The organism is Kitasatospora sp. NPDC058478, assembly GCF_042720345.1.
Lineage (GTDB): Bacteria > Actinomycetota > Actinomycetes > Streptomycetales > Streptomycetaceae > Kitasatospora.
This window is the reverse complement of record NZ_JBHXML010000014.1, coordinates 109,784-127,534: the sequence shown is the minus strand read 5'-3', so window position 1 is coordinate 127,534 and position 17,751 is coordinate 109,784. Positions and strand designations below refer to the sequence as shown.

Here is a 17,751-nt window from a genome sequence, read left to right as displayed (position 1 = left end):
AACGCTCGACTGGGAAACCCCAGCCGAGCGCCTGCATAAACTGCTCGCGGCCTGATCAAACCGACCACGTGTTGCAACGACCCCTAGAAACCGCCGGACGGTCACCGGGGCTCCGGCGTGTGCGGGGGGGGGTGGTCAGCTCTTCTTGAGGCGGTAGACCACGGTGTCGGCGAAGACGCCGACCATCTCGTAGTGGGTGTCCAGCAGGTTCTCGATCCGCGGGACCAGCACCGGCTGGTACGGGGCGATGCCGGAGTCGTCCACCACGACCTCGGGCAGGTTGTCGGCGAGCTCCTTGTCGAAGGTCTGCCAGGCGTTGCTGACGCTGAACTGCTCGCCCACGTTGGCGTTGCCGTCCTTGCCGCCGCTGTAGTTGGTCAGGAAGCCGGCGGTCAGGTAGCGGGTGGCGGGCTTGCGGTCGGCCAGCCAGTACAGCTCGGGGTGCATGCCCCAGACCAGGACGGTGTCCTTGGGGGTGGTCTGGGCGGCGACCGCGGTGGCGACCTCGGTGGTGCGGTTGAGCCGCTCCCCCGGCCAGGCCAGGGCCAGCGCCCAGAAGACCGTCGAGGCGACCGTGGTGTACACCAGGACGGGCTTCCAGCGGACCGCCGAGGTGGCCACCGCCCCGGTGCCCAGCAGCACCAGCGGGGGGATCAGCTGCAGGTAGTAGTGGCCGAAGAAGTGGAAGCCCACGCTGACCGCGACGACCGAGGAGGCCAGCCAGACCCACAGGTCCCCGGTGGAGCCGTGCTCCTCCCCGGCGACGGGCAGCGGCCGGTGGCGGTGCTTGAGCCAGAGCCGGCGCCCGACCGGGAGCAGGAAGCCCAGCCCGGCCGCGACCAGGATGGCCGAGTTGCCGAGCGCGCGGCCGATCATCTGGAGCCACGCGCCGCCGAAGGAGGCGTAGTCCCCGCTGCCGGTGACCACCCAGAACAGGAAGCCCTTGGGCTTGGTCAGGATGACCGCGACCAGCGCTATCGGCAGGATGAAGCCGAAGCCGATCTTGAACAGGGCGGGCGGCCAGCGCACCCCGCGCCGGCGGGCGTCCTGGAACAGCATCCAGAGCACCGGTAGCAGCACCGCGCCGCCGGTCTGCTTGGTCAGCGAGCAGAGCGCCACCGCGATGCCCGCGGCCAGCCAGCGACGGCGCTCGGCGTACCGGAACGCGGCCACCATGGCGGGCAGCATGAAGACCTCGAAGGTCGCCGCCTGGGTGTCCTCCGGGGAGAGCCCGATGGAGACCAGCAGGTAGAGCAGTCCCGCGCCGGCCCCGGCCCGGTTGCCCCAGCGGCCGCGGGCGATGGACGCCAGCAGGATCGCGGTGACCAGGTGGGCGCCCACCGCCAGGGTGCGCAGCGGCCACAGCGAGGCGGAGCCGAAGATCGTGAAGCAGGCCTGGTAGAGCCAGGGGAGCAACGGCGGCTTGCGGTCCACCACGGTGTCGTACAGCACTCCGCCGTCGGCCAGCATCCGGGCCTGGGTGGCCAGGAACCCCTCGTCGGGGCTCCAGACGGGCCGGGCGAAGGACGGGATGTGGGTGAGCAGTGCGACCAGCGCGAGCACCGGCACCAGCCTCGTCCAGTACCCGGTCTGCACATGGGTACGGACGCGCTCGGGCAGGCGCTCGGCCAGTCCGGCGAGGCGGAAGCGGGTGGGGGTGGGCACGGATGACAACCTACCGGGCGGGATCGGCGCGGGCGGCGCCGGTCCCGCCTTTCGGTGCGATTGTCAGCTTGTTTCGTGACGAACTGTTACAGGGTTACGACGAACAGTCGTCGGTGGAACGCGTTCCGGGCCCGTTCTCAGGCCTCGACCCGAGCCGCGTCCAGGCTGGCGACCAGGGCCGTCACCTTTCGGGCGATGTCCGGGGCGTTCAGGCCGATCTCGGCCAGGATCTCGTTCCGGCTCGCGTGGTCCAGGAACTCCTGCGGAATCCCGAAGTCGCGCACCGGCAGATCCACGTCCGCGTCGCGCAGCGCCTGCGCCACCGCGGCGCCGACACCGCCCACCCGGCCGTTGTCCTCGATCGTGACGACCACCCGGTGCTCGGCCGCCAGGCCCGGCAGGGCGGCGTCCACCGGCTTGACCCAGCGCGGGTCCACCACGGTGGCGGTGATGCCCTGGGCGGCCAGCAGGTCCGCGACCTCCAGGCTGGTGGCGGCCATCGCGCCGACCGAGACGACCAGCACGTCCGCGCGGTGCGTGCCGCCCGGCTCCTCGGCGGCGCGCAGCACGTCCATGCCGCCGATCCGGCCGACCGCCGGGACGGCCGGGCCGACGGTGCCCTTGGAGTAGCGGACCACGGTCGGGGCGTCCTTGACCTCGACGGCCTCGCGCAGCTGGGCGCGGACCTGGTCGGCGTCGCGCGGGGCGGCCAGCCGCAGGGTCGGGACGATCTGCAGCATCGACATGTCCCACATGCCGTTGTGCGAGGCGCCGTCGTCGCCGGTGACGCCGGCCCGGTCGAGCACGAAGGTGACGCCCAGCTTGTGCAGGGCGACGTCCATCAGGACCTGGTCGAAGGCCCGGTTCAGGAAGGTCGCGTAGACCGCGAAGACCGGGTGCAGCCCGTTGGTGGCCAGGCCGGCGGCGCTGGTGACGGCGTGCTGCTCGGCGATGCCGACGTCGAAGATGCGGTCCGGGAAGGCCTCGGCGAAGGGCGCGAGGCCGACCGGGTGGAGCATGGCGGCGGTGATGCCGACGATGTCGTCCCGCTCGTGGCCGAGCGCGACCATCTCCTCGGCGAAGACCGAGGTCCAGCTCCGGCCGCCGGCGTTCTGGATCGGCAGGCCGGTCTCCGGGTGGATCTTGCCGACCGCGTGGAAGCGGTCCTCGTCGTTGTTCTCCGCGGCGTGGTAGCCGCGGCCCTTCTCGGTGAGGCAGTGCACGATCACCGGGCCGCCGAAGCCGCGCGCCTTGGTCAGCGCGGACTCCAGGGCGGTCAGGTCGTGGCCGTCGATCGGGCCGATGTACTTGATGCCGAGGTCCTCGAACATGCCCTGCGGGGCGATGAAGTCCTTGAGGCCCTTCTTGGCGCCGTGCAGCGTCTCGAACAGCTGCTGGCCGACCACTGGGGTGCGCTGCAGCGCGTCCTTGCCCCAGGAGAGGAAGCGCTCGTAGCCCTGGGTGGTGCGCAGGGTGGCGAGGTGGTTGGCCAGGCCGCCGATGGTCGGCGAGTAGGAGCGCTCGTTGTCGTTGACGACGATGACCAGCGGGCGGTCCTTGGCGTCGGCGATGTTGTTGAGCGCCTCCCAGGCCATGCCGCCGGTGAGCGCGCCGTCGCCGATGACCGCGACGACCGGGTCCGGCTTGCCGAGGATCTTGTTGGCCTTGGCCAGGCCGTCGGCGTAGGAGAGCACGGTGGAGGCGTGCGAGTTCTCGATCACGTCGTGCTCGGACTCGGCGCGGGACGGGTAGCCGGACAGGCCGCCCTTCATCCGCAGCATCGAGAAGTCCTGGCGGCCGGTGAGCAGCTTGTGGACGTAGCTCTGGTGGCCGGTGTCGAAGAGGATGCGGTCGCGCGGCGAGTCGAAGACCCGGTGCAGCGCGATGGTGAGCTCCACCACGCCGAGGTTGGGGCCGAGGTGGCCGCCCGTCTTGGCGACCTCGGTCACCAGGAAGGTCCGGATCTCCTGGGCCAGTGCGGCCAGCTGTCCCGGCGTGAGCCGGTCGAGATCACGCGGTCCCCGAATGCGGGTCAGCAGGGCCACCCGTTCCTCCTCGTTCAGTGTTCGCGGACCGCGGGCGGTCCGACGGGCGTCGCTGCCCGGTCTGGCGGCGGGCCGGCGGTCGCGGCCGGTGCCGACCGGTCGAGTCTAATGTCCGCTTGCCGGACACCGAGCGGCGCGGCCGGTGCCACCGACCCGTTACCGCCATTCCCGGAGGTCGGCCCGGGGGTCGCGCGTCACCCTGGATTGACGAATGAATGTTCGGGCGCGATCCGGGCCGCGGCGGCTCAGCCGCGCCCCAGCGCCCCGGACTCCCCCATCTCGCTCATCACCAGCGCCAGCGCGCCGAGCACCTCGGCCCGGCCGCCCAGTGTGCCGGGGACCACCGAGAGCTGGCGGGCGGCGCTCGGGATGGCGTAACGGGCCACCGAGTCGCGGATCGGGGAGAGCACCAGCTCACCGGCCTCGGCGAGGTCGCCACCGAGGATCACCCGGCGCGGGTTGAGCAGGTTGCACAGGGTCGCGACGCCGGTGCCGATCTGCCGGCCGGCGTCGGCGATCACCCGGCGGCAGCCGAGGTCACCCTGATGGGCCAGCTCGACCACCCGGGGCAGGGTGAGGTCCGGCCCGAGGGTCGGGGTCAGCAGGGAGAGCAGGTAGCGGGAGCCCACGAAGGTCTCCAGGCAGCCGCGGTTGCCGCAGCGGCAGACCGGCCCGGCCTCGTCCAGGGTGATGTGCCCGATCTCACCGGCGGTGCCGCCCGGCCCGCGGTAGATCTGGCCGTTGACCACCAGTCCGGCGCCGACCCCGCTGGCGACCTTGATGTACGCGAGGTCGCTCAGCCCCCGCCCGGCCCCCCAGACCAGTTCGCCGAGCGCGCCCAGGTTGGCGTCGTTGTCCACGTGCACCGGCATGCCGAGCCGCTCGGCCAGCTCCCGGCCCGGGGCGATGCCCGTCCAGCCGGGCAGGATCGCGGTGGAGCCCAGCGCGCCGGTCTCCACGTCGATCGGGCCGGGCACGCCGAGGCCCACGCCGATCACCTTCTCCGGACGGAACCCGGCCTGCCGGAGCAGCCGTTCCACCATCGCCTCGGCCCGGTCGAAGCCCTGCGCGGCGGAGACGTCCACGTCGATCGGGGCGCTCTCCTCGGCGAGCACCCGGTGCGCGAGGTTGCCGACCGCGACCCGCAGGTGGGTGTGGCCGAAGTCGATGCCCACCACGATGCCCGCGTCCCCGCTGAGCGAGACGCTGCGCGCCCGCCGGCCGCCGGAGGAGGTGTCGGCGACCACGACGGTGCCGCTCTCCTTCAACTCCCGCACGATGTTGGAGACGGTGGCCGCGGACAGGCCGGTGCCGCGGGCGATCTCGGCCTGGGTCAGCGAACCGGCCGTCCGCACCGCGCGCAGCACCCGCTCCAGGTTCGCCCGGTGCAAGGACGACTGCGAGCCCGGTGTGTCCGTCGACATGATCCACCCTCCCAGGGCGGGGACCCCTCCGCCGGACGTCCCCTTCAACTCCTGAAGGGTAGGGCCTGTGCCGTGGATCGGCGCGGATCGGACCTGGGCGGTACGACGGGGGCCGGTGGCGGCGGGCCGGTGGCGGCGGGCCCGGAAGCGGCGGGGGAACGGACGGAAACGGGCCTGCGGAGTCCTGGGTTCGACCGAAAAACACCCGCCACTAGCATGGTGCCCTATCTCACGCGTCCCCCCGGACCGCGGGGCGGTATCGGCAGGGGGACGCTTCCAGGAATGACGGGGAATCAGATGGCAGGGGATCACCCTACGCCGGGGGCAGGCGAAGCGTCGGGCAGCAGCCCGCAGGACAATCGGGGCGTCTCGTTCGGGCGCCCGCCCGGCGGCGTGGACCCGGCCGCCGTGGCGGACCAGATGACACAACTCGACGGCGCGGCGATCCCGCGCCCGGCCTCGCCCGCCGGGCCGCCGCCGGCCCAGCCGCCGGCTCCGCCCGCGCAGCCGCCCGCCGCCGGTGCCGGTGCCGGTGCCGGTGCCGGCTACCAGCCGTACGCGCCGACCGCGGCCGCCTTCCCCAGCCAGGCTCCGCCGCCGCCGGCCGGTGCGCCGGTCGGCCCGTACGACCCGATGCCCGGTGGCGCCTACGGCGCGCCGGACGGCGGGCAGGCCTACGGCGCCGGCTACGGATACCCGCAGCAGCAGCCCGGGTACTACCCGGGCGCGCCGGTGCCCCCCGCGCCCAAGCAGCGCAACCCCGTGATGCTGTGGGGCGGGATCATCGGCGGCGTCCTGGCGATCGCCATCGTCGCCGGGCTGGTCGTGCTCCTCAAGGGCAACGACCCCGACCCCACGCCGAACGCCACGTCCGGCGGCACCACCACGTCCGGTGGCACCACCACCTCCGGAGGCACCGTCACCAACGCCCCGACCGCCGACGGCACCACCGGCAGCAGCACCGGTGGCAACACCGGCGGGGCCGGGTACAACATCGCCTGGAACGCCCCCAAGGCCGCCACCGCGGACAGCGGCTCGCAGCTGCTCGGCATCTGGGGCAGCGACAAGGTCGCGGTGCGCGCCGACAGCACCGGCATCCGGGCGTACAACACCTCCGACGGCAAGGAGGCCTGGAACATCCCGGTCCCGGCCGGCAGCAAGGAGGTGTGCACCGCCTCCTACTCGACCAACTCGAAGAACATCGCCGCCGTCTCCTTCAACACCGGTGACAGCGACTGCTCCACCATCGGCGCCGTCGACGTCAGCCAGGGCAAGCTGCTCTGGAGCGTCAAGGTCTCCACCGACCGGATGTCCTCGCCGACGCTCAGCGTCACCGACAAGGTGGTCGCCATCGGCGGCAACGTGGTCGGCGGCCTGAACATCGACAACGGCTCGGCGGCCTGGCAGTTCCAGCCGCGCGACAAGGACTGCAGCCTCTACGGCCGCGCGGCCGGCAGCCAGATCGCGGTCAGCGACCGCTGCTACGGCGGCTCCGGCCCGAAGTCGCAGCTGGTCGTCGTGGACGCCGACAGCGGCAAGGCCGCCAGCACGCCGATCACCCTCACCGGCAGCATCGAGCGGATCGACAAGGTCGTCCAGGACCAGCCGCTGGTGCTGCTGATGAGCAGCGGCCCCAACGGCGACTACATCCTGCCGTTCGACAAGAGCAACAAGCCCGGCAACCAGATGTCGGTCAAGGAGCCCGGCGCGGACAGCCTGCGGCTGTCCGGCCAGTCCGACGCCTACACCCAGAACGTGGTCAGCGGCACCACCCTGTACGCCCAGATCACCGGCGCCAAGTCGGCCGTCAACGCGTACGACCTGACCACCGGCAAGCGGATCTGGTCCGCCGCCAGCGCCACGTCCAGCCAGGACATCCGGCTGGTGTCCGGCACCGACAAGGACGGCAAGGTCCGCGCCATCGTCAGCCAGGGCTACAACAAGCCCGCCCGGCTGGTGACGCTCTCGCCGGCCGACGGCTCGATGACCGACCTCGGCACCATGGCCATGCCCAACGGCCTGGACATCGGGATGAGCATGTCCGAGTACGTCCTCTCCAGCGACGGCAGCGCGGTGTACGCCTTCCGCCGCGGCAGCTCCGACGCGCCGCTGACCAAGTGGAAGAAGTGACGGCTGGGGGCTGAGCACTCCTCGAACGCGGGCCCTCGGGGCCCGTCCTGGCGGGGCGGGAACGGGCGATCCGTCCGGACCCGCCCCGCCTGTGATTATTCCGGGAGCCCGTCCGTTGGGTCATGGGAGGATTCGCCCCATCAGCCTGACGAAGGAGTGCAGCGAGTGCCCGGCACCAACCTGACCCGCGAGGAGGCCCGCACCCGGGCCGACCTCCTCCACGTGGACGCGTACGACATCGAGCTCGACCTGAGTTCGGCCCGCGAAGGAGGCACCTTCCGGTCCACCACCGTGGTCCGGTTCACGGCCACGACCCCCGGCGCGGACACGTTCATCGACCTCGTCGCGCCGAGCGTCGAGGAGATCACCCTCAACGGCGCGCCGCTCGACCCGGAGAGCTTCGCCGACAGCCGGATCCCGCTGCCGAACCTGGCCGCCGAGAACGAGCTGCGCGTCGTCGCCAACTGCGCCTACACCAACACCGGTGAGGGCCTGCACCGGTTCGTCGACCCGGTCGACGGCGAGACCTACCTGTACACCCAGTTCGAGGTGCCGGACGCCCGCCGCGTCTTCGCCTCCTTCGAACAGCCCGACCTGAAGGCCGCGTTCGCGTTCACCGTGACCGCCCCCACCGGCTGGGTCGTCGTCTCCAACTCGCCCACCCCGACCCCGGTCGGCGAGGGCGCCGCGCAGGTCTGGACGTTCGAGCCCACCGGCCGGATCTCCACCTACATCACCGCGCTCGTCGCCGGCCCCTACGTCGGGGTCTTCGACACCTACGAGAACGGCGACCAGAAGGTGCCGCTGGGCGTCTACTGCCGCCCCTCGCTGCGCGAGTTCCTGGACGCCGAGGACATCTTCGCCGTCACCAAGCAGGGCTTCGACTACTTCCAGGAGAAGTTCGACTTCCCCTACCCGTTCGCCAAGTACGACCAGCTGTTCGTCCCGGAGTTCAACGCCGGCGCGATGGAGAACGCGGGCGCCGTCACCCTGCGCGACCAGTACGTGTTCCGCTCCAAGGTCACCGACGCCGCCTACGAGGCCCGCGCGGCGACGATCCTGCACGAGCTCGCCCACATGTGGTTCGGCGACCTCGTCACCATGGAGTGGTGGAACGACCTCTGGCTCAACGAGTCCTTCGCCACCTTCGCCGAGGCCGTCTGCCAGGCCGAGGCCCCCGGCTCCAAGTGGCCGAACTCCTGGACCACGTTCGCCAACCAGATGAAGACCTGGGCCTACCGGCAGGACCAACTGCCCTCCACCCACCCCATCATGGCGGACATCAACGACCTGGAGGACGTCCAGGTCAACTTCGACGGCATCACCTACGCCAAGGGCGCCTCGGTGCTCAAGCAGCTGGTGGCGTACGTCGGCCAGGACGCCTTCTTCCAGGGCGTGCAGACCTACTTCAAGCGCCACGCCTGGGGCAACACCCGGCTCGCCGACCTGCTCGGGGCCCTGGAGGAGGCCAGCGGCCGCGACCTGCGGACCTGGTCCCAGGCCTGGCTGGAGACCGCCGGCATCAACGTGCTGCGGCCCGCCATCACGCTGAACACCGACGGCGAGATCGAGTCCTTCACCGTCCTCCAGGAGGCCCCCGCGCTGCCCGCCGGCGCCAAGGGCGAGGCCGTGCTGCGCCCGCACCGCATCGCCATCGGCCTGTACGAGCTCGCCGACGGCGCGCTGGTGCGCACCGACCGGATCGAGCTCGACGTCGACGGCCCGCGCACCGAGGTGCCCGAGCTCGTCGGCCGGCACCGCCCGGCCGTCGTGCTGCTCAACGACGACGACCTCTCCTACGCCAAGATCCGGCTCGACGAGGACTCGATGGCCGTCGTCACCGAGCACCTCGGCGGCTTCACCGAGTCGCTGCCGCGCGCCCTGTGCTGGGCCTCCGCCTGGGACATGACCCGCGACGGCGAACTCGCCGCCCGCGACTACCTGGCGCTCGCCCTCTCCGGCATCGGGCGGGAGAGCGACATCGGCGTCGTGCAGTCCGTGCAGCGCCAGGTCCGGCTCGCCCTCGACGCCTACACCGACCCCGACTGGCGCGAGCAGGGCCTCGCCCAGTGGGCCGACGCCGCCGAGGAGCACCTGCGCTCCTCCGAGCCCGGCAGCGACCACCAGCTCTCCTGGGCCCGCACCCTCGCCTCCGTCGCCCGCACCGACGGGCAACTCGGCCTGCTCGCCGACCTGCTCGACGGCACCGCCGAGATCAAGGGCCTCGCCGTCGACACCGAGCTGCGCTGGACCCTGCTCACCCGGCTCTGCGCCACCGGGCGCGCCGACGAGGCCGCCGTGACGGCCGAGCTGGCCCGCGACAACACCGCGGCCGGCCAGGAGCACGCCGCCACCTGCCGCGCCGCCCGGCCCACCGCCGAGGCCAAGGCCGAGGCCTGGACCGCCGTCGTCGAGTCGGACACCCTCACCAACTACGTCCAGGAAGCGACCATCGCGGGCTTCCAGCAGTCCGACCAGCGCGAGCTGCTCGCGCCGTACGCGGCCAAGTACTTCGCCGCCGTCAAGGAGGTCTGGGAGACCCGCAGCCACGAGATCTCGCAGCAGATCATCGGCGGGCTGTACCCGGCGCTGCAGGTCACGCAGGCCACCGTGGACGCGACCGACGCGTGGCTGACCGAGGCCGAGCCGGCACCGGCGCTGCGGCGCCAGGTCGTCGAGGCCCGGGCCGGGATCGAGCGCGCGCTCAAGGCCCAGGCGGTCGACCGGGCGGCGGGCGCCGGCCGCTGACCTGCTGAGGCGCCCGTCGGGGCCCCGGTCGGGGTCCCGTCGGGCGCCGACGGGGCTCCGTTGGGCGCCGACGGGGCTCCGTTGGGGCGCCGTCGGGCGCCGTCAAGGTGCTGGAACGCCTGAAGGGGCACCGGAGATCTCCGGTGCCCCTTCGGGGTCGTGCAGGTCCTGGTGGACGCGGTGGTTACTTCTTCTTGCCCTTGCCCTTGCCGTACGGCAGGCCCGCGAGGGCGGCGATGATCACGAAGGCGGCGATCGGGATCAGCACGTACAGGCCGATGGTCTGGCCGACGCTCAGGCCAGGACCCGGGTCGTCGCCGTCGTCCCTGGTGAGGGCCATGGCGGGCGACGACAGCAGCATCATCAGCGTGACCGTTGCGGAGACCGCGCCGGCTCGCAAAGCGTTCCTCTTGTCCACGTTTCCAACTTACCCGCCGCTTATGACCCCCCGCGCGTCGGGGTCGGCCTTCCGGAAGGGAGCCGTCCGCAGTGCCGGGGTCAGGCGGCGGGATCAGGTGCCGGGGGCGGACGGCGAGGTCAGACGGCGGGGTGGGCGCCGGGCGGGGCCAGCAGGTGGGCGAGCAGGCGGGCGGCCGGGGTGGCGGCCAGGCGGTCGAGGGTGACCGGGTCGCCGGCGCCGTCGGCGACCGGCAGGCGCCAGTTCGGGTACTGGTCCCAGGTGCCGGGCAGGTTCTGCGGGCGCGGATCGCCGACCAGGTCCGGCAGCCAGACGCCGACCAGCTCCGCCGGGGTCGCGCGCAGGAAGCGGTACAGCACCGGCATCGACAGCGGCTCGCCCGGCGCGAGCAGCCCCCGCGCGGTCAGCTCGGCCCGCCAGTCCGCCAGCTCGGCCACCGCCTCCTCCTGCTCCTCGCCCAGCGGACGGGCCAGCAGCCCGAGCCGGTGCCGCAGTTCGACGTGCTCGCCGGAGAGCCGGGCGGCGGTGCTCGGCAGGTCGTGGGTGGTGAGGGTGGCCAGGCAGCCCGGGCGCCAGCGGTCCGGGGCGAGGATCTCCCCCGCCGCCTGCCAGTCCCGCTCGAACCAGAGCACGGAGGTGCCGAGGATCCCGCGCGCCGCCAGCTCCTCCCGGACGCCCGGCTCCACCGTGCCCAGGTCTTCGCCGATCACCGCCGTCCCCGCCCGGTGCGCCTCCAGGGCCAGCACGCCGAGCATCGCCTCGGCGTCGTAGCGCACGTACGCACCCTCGGTCGGCGGGTGGCCGTCCGGCACCCACCAGAGCCGGAACAGGCCCATCACGTGGTCGATCCGGACCGCGCCCGCGTGTCGGGCCGCCGCGCGCAGCAGCTCCGCGTACGGGGTGTAGCCGGCCGCCGCCAGCGCGTCCGGGCGCCAGGGCGGCAGGCCCCAGTCCTGGCCGTGGGCGTTGAAGGCGTCCGGCGGGGCGCCGACGGAGATGCCGCCGGCCAGCACGTCCTGGAGCGCCCAGGCGTCCGCGCCGTCCGGGTGGGCGCCGACGGCCAGGTCGTGGATCAGGCCCACCGGCATGCCGGCCTGCCGGGCCGCGCCCTGGGCCTCGGCGAGCTGCTGGTCGACCTGCCAGGCGAGCCAGCGGTGGAACTCGACCCGGTCGGCGAGCTCCCGGGAGGCGCGACCCACCTGTGGGCCGTCCGGGTGACGCAGCCCCTTCGGCCAGCCGTGCCAGTCGGCGCCGTGCACCTCGGCGAGCGCGTTCCACAGTGCGTTCCGGCGCAGCCAGTCGCCCTCGCGGCGCTGGTAGGCCTCGTACGCGGCCTGGCGGCCGGGGCCGCGCGGCACCTCGTGCAGCAGTTCCAGCGCCTCGCGCTTGAGCGCCCAGACGGCGTCCCGGTCGATCAGGCCGTCGTGCCCCAGCACCTCGTCGCGCAGCCGGGCGGCCCGGCGGCCCAGCTCCTCCGCCTCGGCGCGCTGGTCACCCGTCAGATAGGCGTACTCGGGGACGGCCTCGACCCGCAGGTGCACCGGATCGGCGAAGCGGCGGGAGGAGGGGCGGTAGGGGGACGGGTCGGTGGGGGCTGCGGGGGCGGCGGTCAGCGCCTGGTGCAGCGGGTTGATCTGGACGAAGCCCGCGCCGAGGCCGGCGCCCGCCCACCGGGCCAGCTCGGCGAGGTCGCCGAGGTCGCCCATGCCCCAGGAGCGGTCGGACAGGACGGAGTACAGCTGGGCGAGGAAGCCCCAGCTGTAGCCGGGCAGCGGGGGCAGCTTCTCCGGTGCGACGATCAGCGCCGCCTGGGCCTTGCCCTCGCCGCTCTCCGCCCTGAGCGTGTGCCGCCCCAGCGGCAGGTCCGGCGGCAGCCAGTGCGAGTGGCCGCGCGGCAGCTCCCACACCCCGCCGTCCTCCAGCTCCACGTGCAGCCGCGCGTCGGCCGGCACGTCCAGTGCCGTCCGACGCCCTTGACGGACCACCACGCAGGGCGGCAGCAACCGGGCCTGCTGCGCGGCCCGGTGACGCTCCAGCGCCTCGCGCGCCTGCTCCGGCGTCCCCGCCGCCACCCCCAGGGCCCCCAGCACCGCGACCAGCGTGCGCGCCCCCACGGTCACACCCCCCGGCCCGGGGTACCGGGTGTCCACCCCGTACGCCTGCGCCAGCGCCACCAGTTCGGGCGGTGGCGGCGGCGCGTCCTGCGTCGGCACCCTCAGCCCGTCGGCTCCGTCACGGTCGAGATAAGCGGCCACTCGCGGCTCCTGCGATGTCTCGGCAACGCCTGGTCAGGACGACCACAGTCCTACCCGGGTGACGGCCCGACGACGCTGCGCGACACGACCGCGTGGGCGGATCGGCCTGGCGGCCGGGGGCTGCCGCGACCCCGGACCGAATGCTCGAACCGGGGCAGACCCGGCATAGCGGGCGGCCGCGTTGACACCGGGTTGGGTAGCTGGTGGGGTTGCGGCGATGTGGTCCAGGCCTGGCGAGGAGGCTCCTGTGGAAGCCCGAGTGTCCGTTGTGGCCGGGCAGCGGCTGCGGCAGCGGTTGGAGCGGAGTGCGGCGTTGCGGGAGGTGCTGTACCACCCGGCGGCGCTGGCGGCGCGGCGGGCCACGGCACGGACGTGCCGTCAACTGGCGCCCAGGACGGCGGACCGGCTGATCGCCGGCCTCAAGGGGACGGAACCGCTGCTGGCGTCGGTGCGGGCGGAGCGGGCCCGGCGGGCGGCGGGGCGGCCGGGGCGGCGGACCCTGCAGATCGCGGCGGGGGTCGCGGCGGCGGCGGTGGTCGGCGGGCTGCTGGCCGGGCCGATGCCGTCGGCGGCGTACGCGGCGTCGGCGGGGCCGGACGTGGTGAGCAGCGCGCCGCAGACGCCGCTGGGGAGCATGACGAACCCGCAGGTGTTCCCGCGGCCGCAGGAGCAGACGGTGGCCGGCAAGCCGGTCGCGGTGCCGGCCGCGGTGACGCTGGTGCCGGCGCCGGACGCGGACCTCGGGGCGTTGGACGCCGTCCGGGAGGTGCTGGAGGTCGCCGGGGCGACGACCGTCACCCCGGAGCCGGACGCCGACGCGCCGGCCGCCGGGTCGCTGGTGGTGTACGTCGGCGGACCGGCCGAGGCCGCCGGCGGCGGGACGGACCGGGCGCTGCGCGCGCTGTCCGCCGCGGCCGGCGGCAAGGACGGCGCCGCCCCCTCGACCGCGGGCATGCCGGCCGGCGGGTACGTGCTGTCGGTCGGTCAGCTGCCGGCCCAGGGCGGCGGGACGTACGGCGCGGTGGTGCTGGCGGGCGCGGACGCGACGGGCACCTTCTACGCCGCGCAGAGCCTGCGCCAGCTGCTCGCCGCCGTCCCGGCCGGGCAGGGGCAGGCGCCGGGCGCCGCCGGGCTGGGCCTGCCCGGGATCACGCTGCGGGACTGGCCGAGCGGCGCGCCGGTGCGCGGCACCGCGGAGGCGTTCTACGGCAGCCCGTGGACGGCGCAGCAGCGGCTCGACCAGGTGGACTTCCTCGGCCGCTCCAAGCAGAACTTCTACCTCTACGCCCCCGGTGACGACCCGTTCCGGCTCTCCCGCTGGCGCGACGCCTACCCCGCCGCCCAGGCCGACGAGCTGCGCGAACTGGGCGGCCGGGCCCGGCGCGACCACGTCACGCTCGGCTACGCGATCGACCCGGGGCAGTCCCTCTGCTTCAGCTCCGGCAAGGACGTGGACGCGCTGGTGGCCAAGCTGGACGGGCTGCGCAAGCTCGGCTTCACCGCCTTCCAGCTCCAGTTCCTGGACGTCAGCTACGACGAGTGGCACTGCGGCGACGACCGCGACACGTACGGCACCGGCCCGGCTGCGGCCGCCAAGGCGCAGGCCGCGCTGGTGACCAAGGTGCGGGACCGGCTGATCGCGCGCAACCCGGGCCTGGCGCCGCTGTCCGTCGTGCCCACCGAGTACCACAAGCAGGGCGTCACGCCGTACCGCAAGGCGCTGGCCGCGGCGCTGCCGGACGGCGTGCAGGTGGCCTGGAGCGGGGGCGGGGTGATCCCGGAGAAGATCACCGGCGCCCAGGCCGCCGAGACCGGCGACCTGTACGGCCACCCGCTGGTCACCATGGACAACTACCCGGTCAACGACGCCAGCCCGGACCGGCTCTTCCTCGGCGCCTACACCGGGCGCGAACCGGAGGTGGCCACCCGCTCGGCGGTGATGCTCACCGGTGCCATGCAGCAGCCGGTGGCCTCCCGGATCGCCCTCGCCACGGCCGGCGACTTCGCCTGGAACCCGGCCGGCTACCGGCCGGAGGACTCCTGGCAGGCCGCGGTGCGCTCGCTCGCCGGCCCGACCGGCGCCGGCAGCACGCCCGCCGGCACCGCCCTGTCCGCGGTCACCGCACTGGCCGGCAACAGCTCCTCCTCGCCGCTGTCCAAGCAGGAGTCCGGCTACCTGACGCCGCTGCTCGACCGGTTCTGGGCCGCCGCCGAGCCCACCTCGGGCACCGCGTCGGACCTCGCCAAGCTGATAGAGGCCGCCGCGCCCCTGCGGGACGCCTTCGCCGCGATGGCCACCGCCCAGCAGACCCTCGCCGGCACCCAGGCCACCGCCCAGCTCGCCGCCGAGGCCGCGCCCTGGCTCGCCCCGCTGCACGACTACGGGCTGGCCGGGCAGTCCGCGCTGGACATGCTGCTGGCCCAGCACGGCGGCGACGGCGCGGCCGCCTGGAAGGCCCGGGTGGAGCTCAACCGGCTGCGCGAGCAGCTCGCGCAGAGCCCGGCCACGATCGGCGCGGACGTGCTCGGCCCGTTCCTGGAGCGGGCCGTCCAGGCCGCCGACAACTGGGCCGGGGTGGCCGGCGGCGGGATCACCCCGACCACCACCATGGGCACCGCGCACGACCACCTGCCCGCGCTGATGACCGACGGCGTGGCCGACACGTTCTACTGGAGCTCCGCTCCCCCGCAGCCCGGCGACGCGGTCGGCGTCGACCTCGGCGGCGGGCGCCCGGTCGGCGCCGTCACCGTGCTGATGGGCTCCTGGGGCAACGGGCCGGACGGCCGGAGCGCGGTCGACGACTACCTCCACGACGGCGTGCTGGAGTACAGCACCGGCGAGGGCGGCTGGAAGCAGCTCGCCGTGGTCAAGAACCAGAAGTCGGTCAGCGCCAAGCTGCCGGCCGGCCCGGTGGTGCGGGCCGTGCGGCTGCGGGCCACCGCCGCCCAGAAGACCGCCGTCGCGGTGCGCGAGTTCACCGTCACCGCGCCCGACGACGCCCCCGCCAGCGTCACCGGCGGCCCCGCCGCGCTGCCCGGCTCCTCGGCGTCCGCAGTGCTGGACGGCAATCCGGACACCGCGTACCGGGCCGCCAAGCCGCCCACCGCGCAGGACGAGCCGCTCACCGTCGAGCTGGGCGCCGCCCGCCCGCTCGACCGGCTCACCGTGCTCACCGACCCGGGCGTGCACGCCACCGCCACTGTCTCGGTGCGCCGCTCGGACGGCGGCTGGACGGACATCGGCACCGTGCAGCCCGGCTACAACGAGCTGCCGGCCGGCGGGCAGGCCGCCGACGCGTTCCGGCTGACCTGGAAGCCGGGCGGCGACCCGCCGGTGGTCAACCAGGTGATCCCCTGGTACGCGGACGTCCCGGCGGCCCGGCTCAGCCTGTCCGACCCGACCCTGGACGTGGTGACCGGCGCCGCCGCGCCCGCCCAGACCCGGGCCACCGTCGAGGCCGGCCGCCCCGAGGGGACCACCGGCGAGCTGCGCACCGAGGTGCCGGCCGCGGCCAAGGGCCTGACCGTGACCCCGGCGGCCGGGGTGACCGTGCCGCGCGGCGGCCGCATCGGCGTGCCGCTGCTGGTCAGCGCCGATCCCGGGACGCCGTTCGGGACGTACCAGGTGCCGGTGCAGTTCGTGGCCGGCGCCACCACCGTGAAGCAGGTACTCCAGGTGCACGTGGTGCCGCCGACCAGCGGTCCGGACCTGGCGCTCCACGCGAAGGCCACCTCCTCGGGCGACGAGACGCCGAACTTCCCCGCCTCGGCGGTCACCGACGGTGACCCGAAGACCCGCTGGTCCTCCCCCGCCAAGGACGACGCCTGGGTGCAGCTGGAACTGCCGCAGACGACCCACCTGGGCGCTGCGGTGCTGCACTGGCAGGCCGCGTACGCCGCCGCCTACCGGCTCCAGGTCTCGGCGGACGGCACCACCTGGACCGACGCGGCGACGGTGGACAACGGCAGGGGCGGCGACGAGACCGTGCGCTTCGACGCGCCGGGCGCCCGGTTCCTCCGGGTGCAGGGCGTGGCCCGGGCCAACAAGTACGGCTACTCGCTGTGGGGCGTCGAGCTGTACGCCGTCACCCCGCCCGCCCCGCCGCAGCCGCCGACCGTCCCCCCGGCCCAGCCGGACGGCGGCGCCACCACCGCGCCCACGGCCCCGACCACGGCCCCGACCGCTCCGAGCGCCCCGGCCACGCCCCCGGCGGGCGGGACTCCGGGCGGTACGACAGGCGGCACGACGGGCGGGACAGCGCCGCCGAAGAAGTAGTCGCCGCGCTCCCCACCGGACAACGCGGCGGGCCGCCGTGCTCCCCGGTGGGGGGCGCGGCGGCCCATGAGGCGTACCGACGATATGACGGGCTGGCCCTTGTGGAGCGGGGTCAGGCGGAGAGCGGTTCGGGCTGCTCACCGCGGCGGACGGGGGCGGAGTGGGCCGAGTGCGCCCGGCCGAGCGGGACGGGGAGGCCCTGCTCGGTATGGTCGAGGTGCTCGTACTCGCCCCACTGCGGGGCGCGCAACTGGTCGGAGCCGCCGTACGGCTCCAGGTAGGGGCGCCAGCGCGGGTCCTTGATGCCGGTGCCGATGATCCGCCAGGCGAGGCCGCTGGGCGGGGCCGGTGGGCGCTTCATCCGCCAGCCGAGTTCGGTGAGGTGGCGGTCGGCCTTGGTGTGGTTGCAGCGGCGGCAGGCCGCCACCACGTTGTCCCACCGGTGCTGGCCGCCCCGGCTGCGCGGGATGACGTGGTCGACGCTGGTGGCGGCGGCCCCGCAGTAGACGCAGCGGCCGTGGTCACGGGCGAACAGCGCCCGGCGGGTGAGCGGGACGGGCCCGCAGAACGGGACCCGGACGAAGCGGGTCAGGCGGACGACGGACGGCGCCGGAAGGGCGCTGGTGGCGCTGTGCAGAGTGACTTCCGAGTCCTCCAGGCTGACCGCCTTGTGGTTGAGGACCAGGATGAGTGCGCGGCGCATCGATACGACGCCGAGTGGCTCGTAGGACGCGTTGAGGACCAGGACATGCGGCACGGATGCCTCCTTGGACGCCTGCGGCGCGTGGCT

At 74.1% G+C, this 17,751-nt stretch carries 9 protein-coding genes; 3 read left to right on the top strand and 6 right to left on the bottom strand.

What is annotated here, in order from left to right; genetic code table 11:
- Positions 1-135 precede the first annotated feature (135 nt).
- The 3 genes from ACFWPT_RS10855 to ACFWPT_RS10845 form a co-directional block, all read right to left on the bottom strand.
- The gene (locus ACFWPT_RS10855; protein ID WP_244293472.1) at positions 136-1,665 is read right to left on the bottom strand and encodes a glycosyltransferase family 39 protein; all 1,530 of its coding nucleotides are present in this window, start codon (positions 1,663-1,665) and stop codon (positions 136-138) included.
- A gap of 137 nt (positions 1,666-1,802) precedes the next feature.
- On the bottom strand, positions 1,803-3,710 hold the full coding sequence (gene dxs / locus ACFWPT_RS10850; RefSeq protein WP_363368836.1) for a 1-deoxy-D-xylulose-5-phosphate synthase: 1,908 nt from the start codon (positions 3,708-3,710) through the stop codon (positions 1,803-1,805).
- Between the two features lie 245 nt (positions 3,711-3,955).
- Positions 3,956-5,134, bottom strand: coding sequence for an ROK family transcriptional regulator (locus tag ACFWPT_RS10845; protein ID WP_063349467.1), 1,179 nt, complete (start codon positions 5,132-5,134; stop codon positions 3,956-3,958).
- Between the two features lie 420 nt (positions 5,135-5,554).
- Here ACFWPT_RS10845 and ACFWPT_RS10840 point away from each other — a divergent pair, with 420 nt between their 5' ends.
- Together ACFWPT_RS10840 and pepN are read left to right on the top strand one after the other, a co-directional pair.
- The gene (locus ACFWPT_RS10840) at positions 5,555-7,264 is read left to right on the top strand and encodes a PQQ-binding-like beta-propeller repeat protein (protein WP_380481111.1); all 1,710 of its coding nucleotides are present in this window, start codon (positions 5,555-5,557) and stop codon (positions 7,262-7,264) included.
- 165 nt (positions 7,265-7,429) lie between these two features.
- Positions 7,430-10,012, top strand: coding sequence for an aminopeptidase N (gene pepN, locus ACFWPT_RS10835; RefSeq protein ID WP_380481108.1), 2,583 nt, complete (start codon positions 7,430-7,432; stop codon positions 10,010-10,012).
- Between the two features lie 184 nt (positions 10,013-10,196).
- On the opposite strand, the gene ACFWPT_RS10830 is transcribed toward pepN, so the two are convergent.
- Together ACFWPT_RS10830 and malQ are read right to left on the bottom strand one after the other, a co-directional pair.
- A complete protein-coding gene (locus tag ACFWPT_RS10830; protein ID WP_079135908.1) occupies positions 10,197-10,430 on the bottom strand; it encodes a hypothetical protein in 234 nt (77 codons plus the stop codon).
- A 119-nt stretch (positions 10,431-10,549) separates the two neighbouring features.
- Complete coding sequence (gene malQ / locus ACFWPT_RS10825) at positions 10,550-12,685, bottom strand: 4-alpha-glucanotransferase (protein ID WP_380481105.1); 2,136 nt, start codon at positions 12,683-12,685, stop codon at positions 10,550-10,552.
- A gap of 259 nt (positions 12,686-12,944) precedes the next feature.
- Between malQ and ACFWPT_RS10820 the strand changes: the two genes are divergently transcribed.
- Positions 12,945-16,961 carry a beta-N-acetylglucosaminidase domain-containing protein gene (locus ACFWPT_RS10820; protein WP_380481101.1) on the top strand — a complete coding sequence of 1,339 codons (4,017 nt, stop codon included), beginning with the start codon at positions 12,945-12,947 and terminating at the stop codon, positions 16,959-16,961.
- Positions 16,962-17,073: 112 nt separating this feature from the next.
- On the opposite strand, the gene ACFWPT_RS10815 is transcribed toward ACFWPT_RS10820, so the two are convergent.
- Positions 17,074-17,718 (bottom strand): HNH endonuclease, encoded by a 645-nt coding sequence (locus ACFWPT_RS10815; protein ID WP_063349454.1) that lies wholly within the window; start codon positions 17,716-17,718, stop codon positions 17,074-17,076.
- Positions 17,719-17,751 lie beyond the last annotated feature (33 nt).

Excerpts from the sequence above, each read along its gene's own strand:
- ACFWPT_RS10845 (WP_063349467.1), bottom strand. The coding sequence starts at position 5,134 with ATGTCGACGGACACACCGGGCTCGCAGTCGTCCTTGCACCGGGCGAAC.
- ACFWPT_RS10840 (WP_380481111.1), top strand. The coding sequence starts at position 5,555 with ATGACACAACTCGACGGCGCGGCGATCCCGCGCCCGGCCTCGCCCGCC.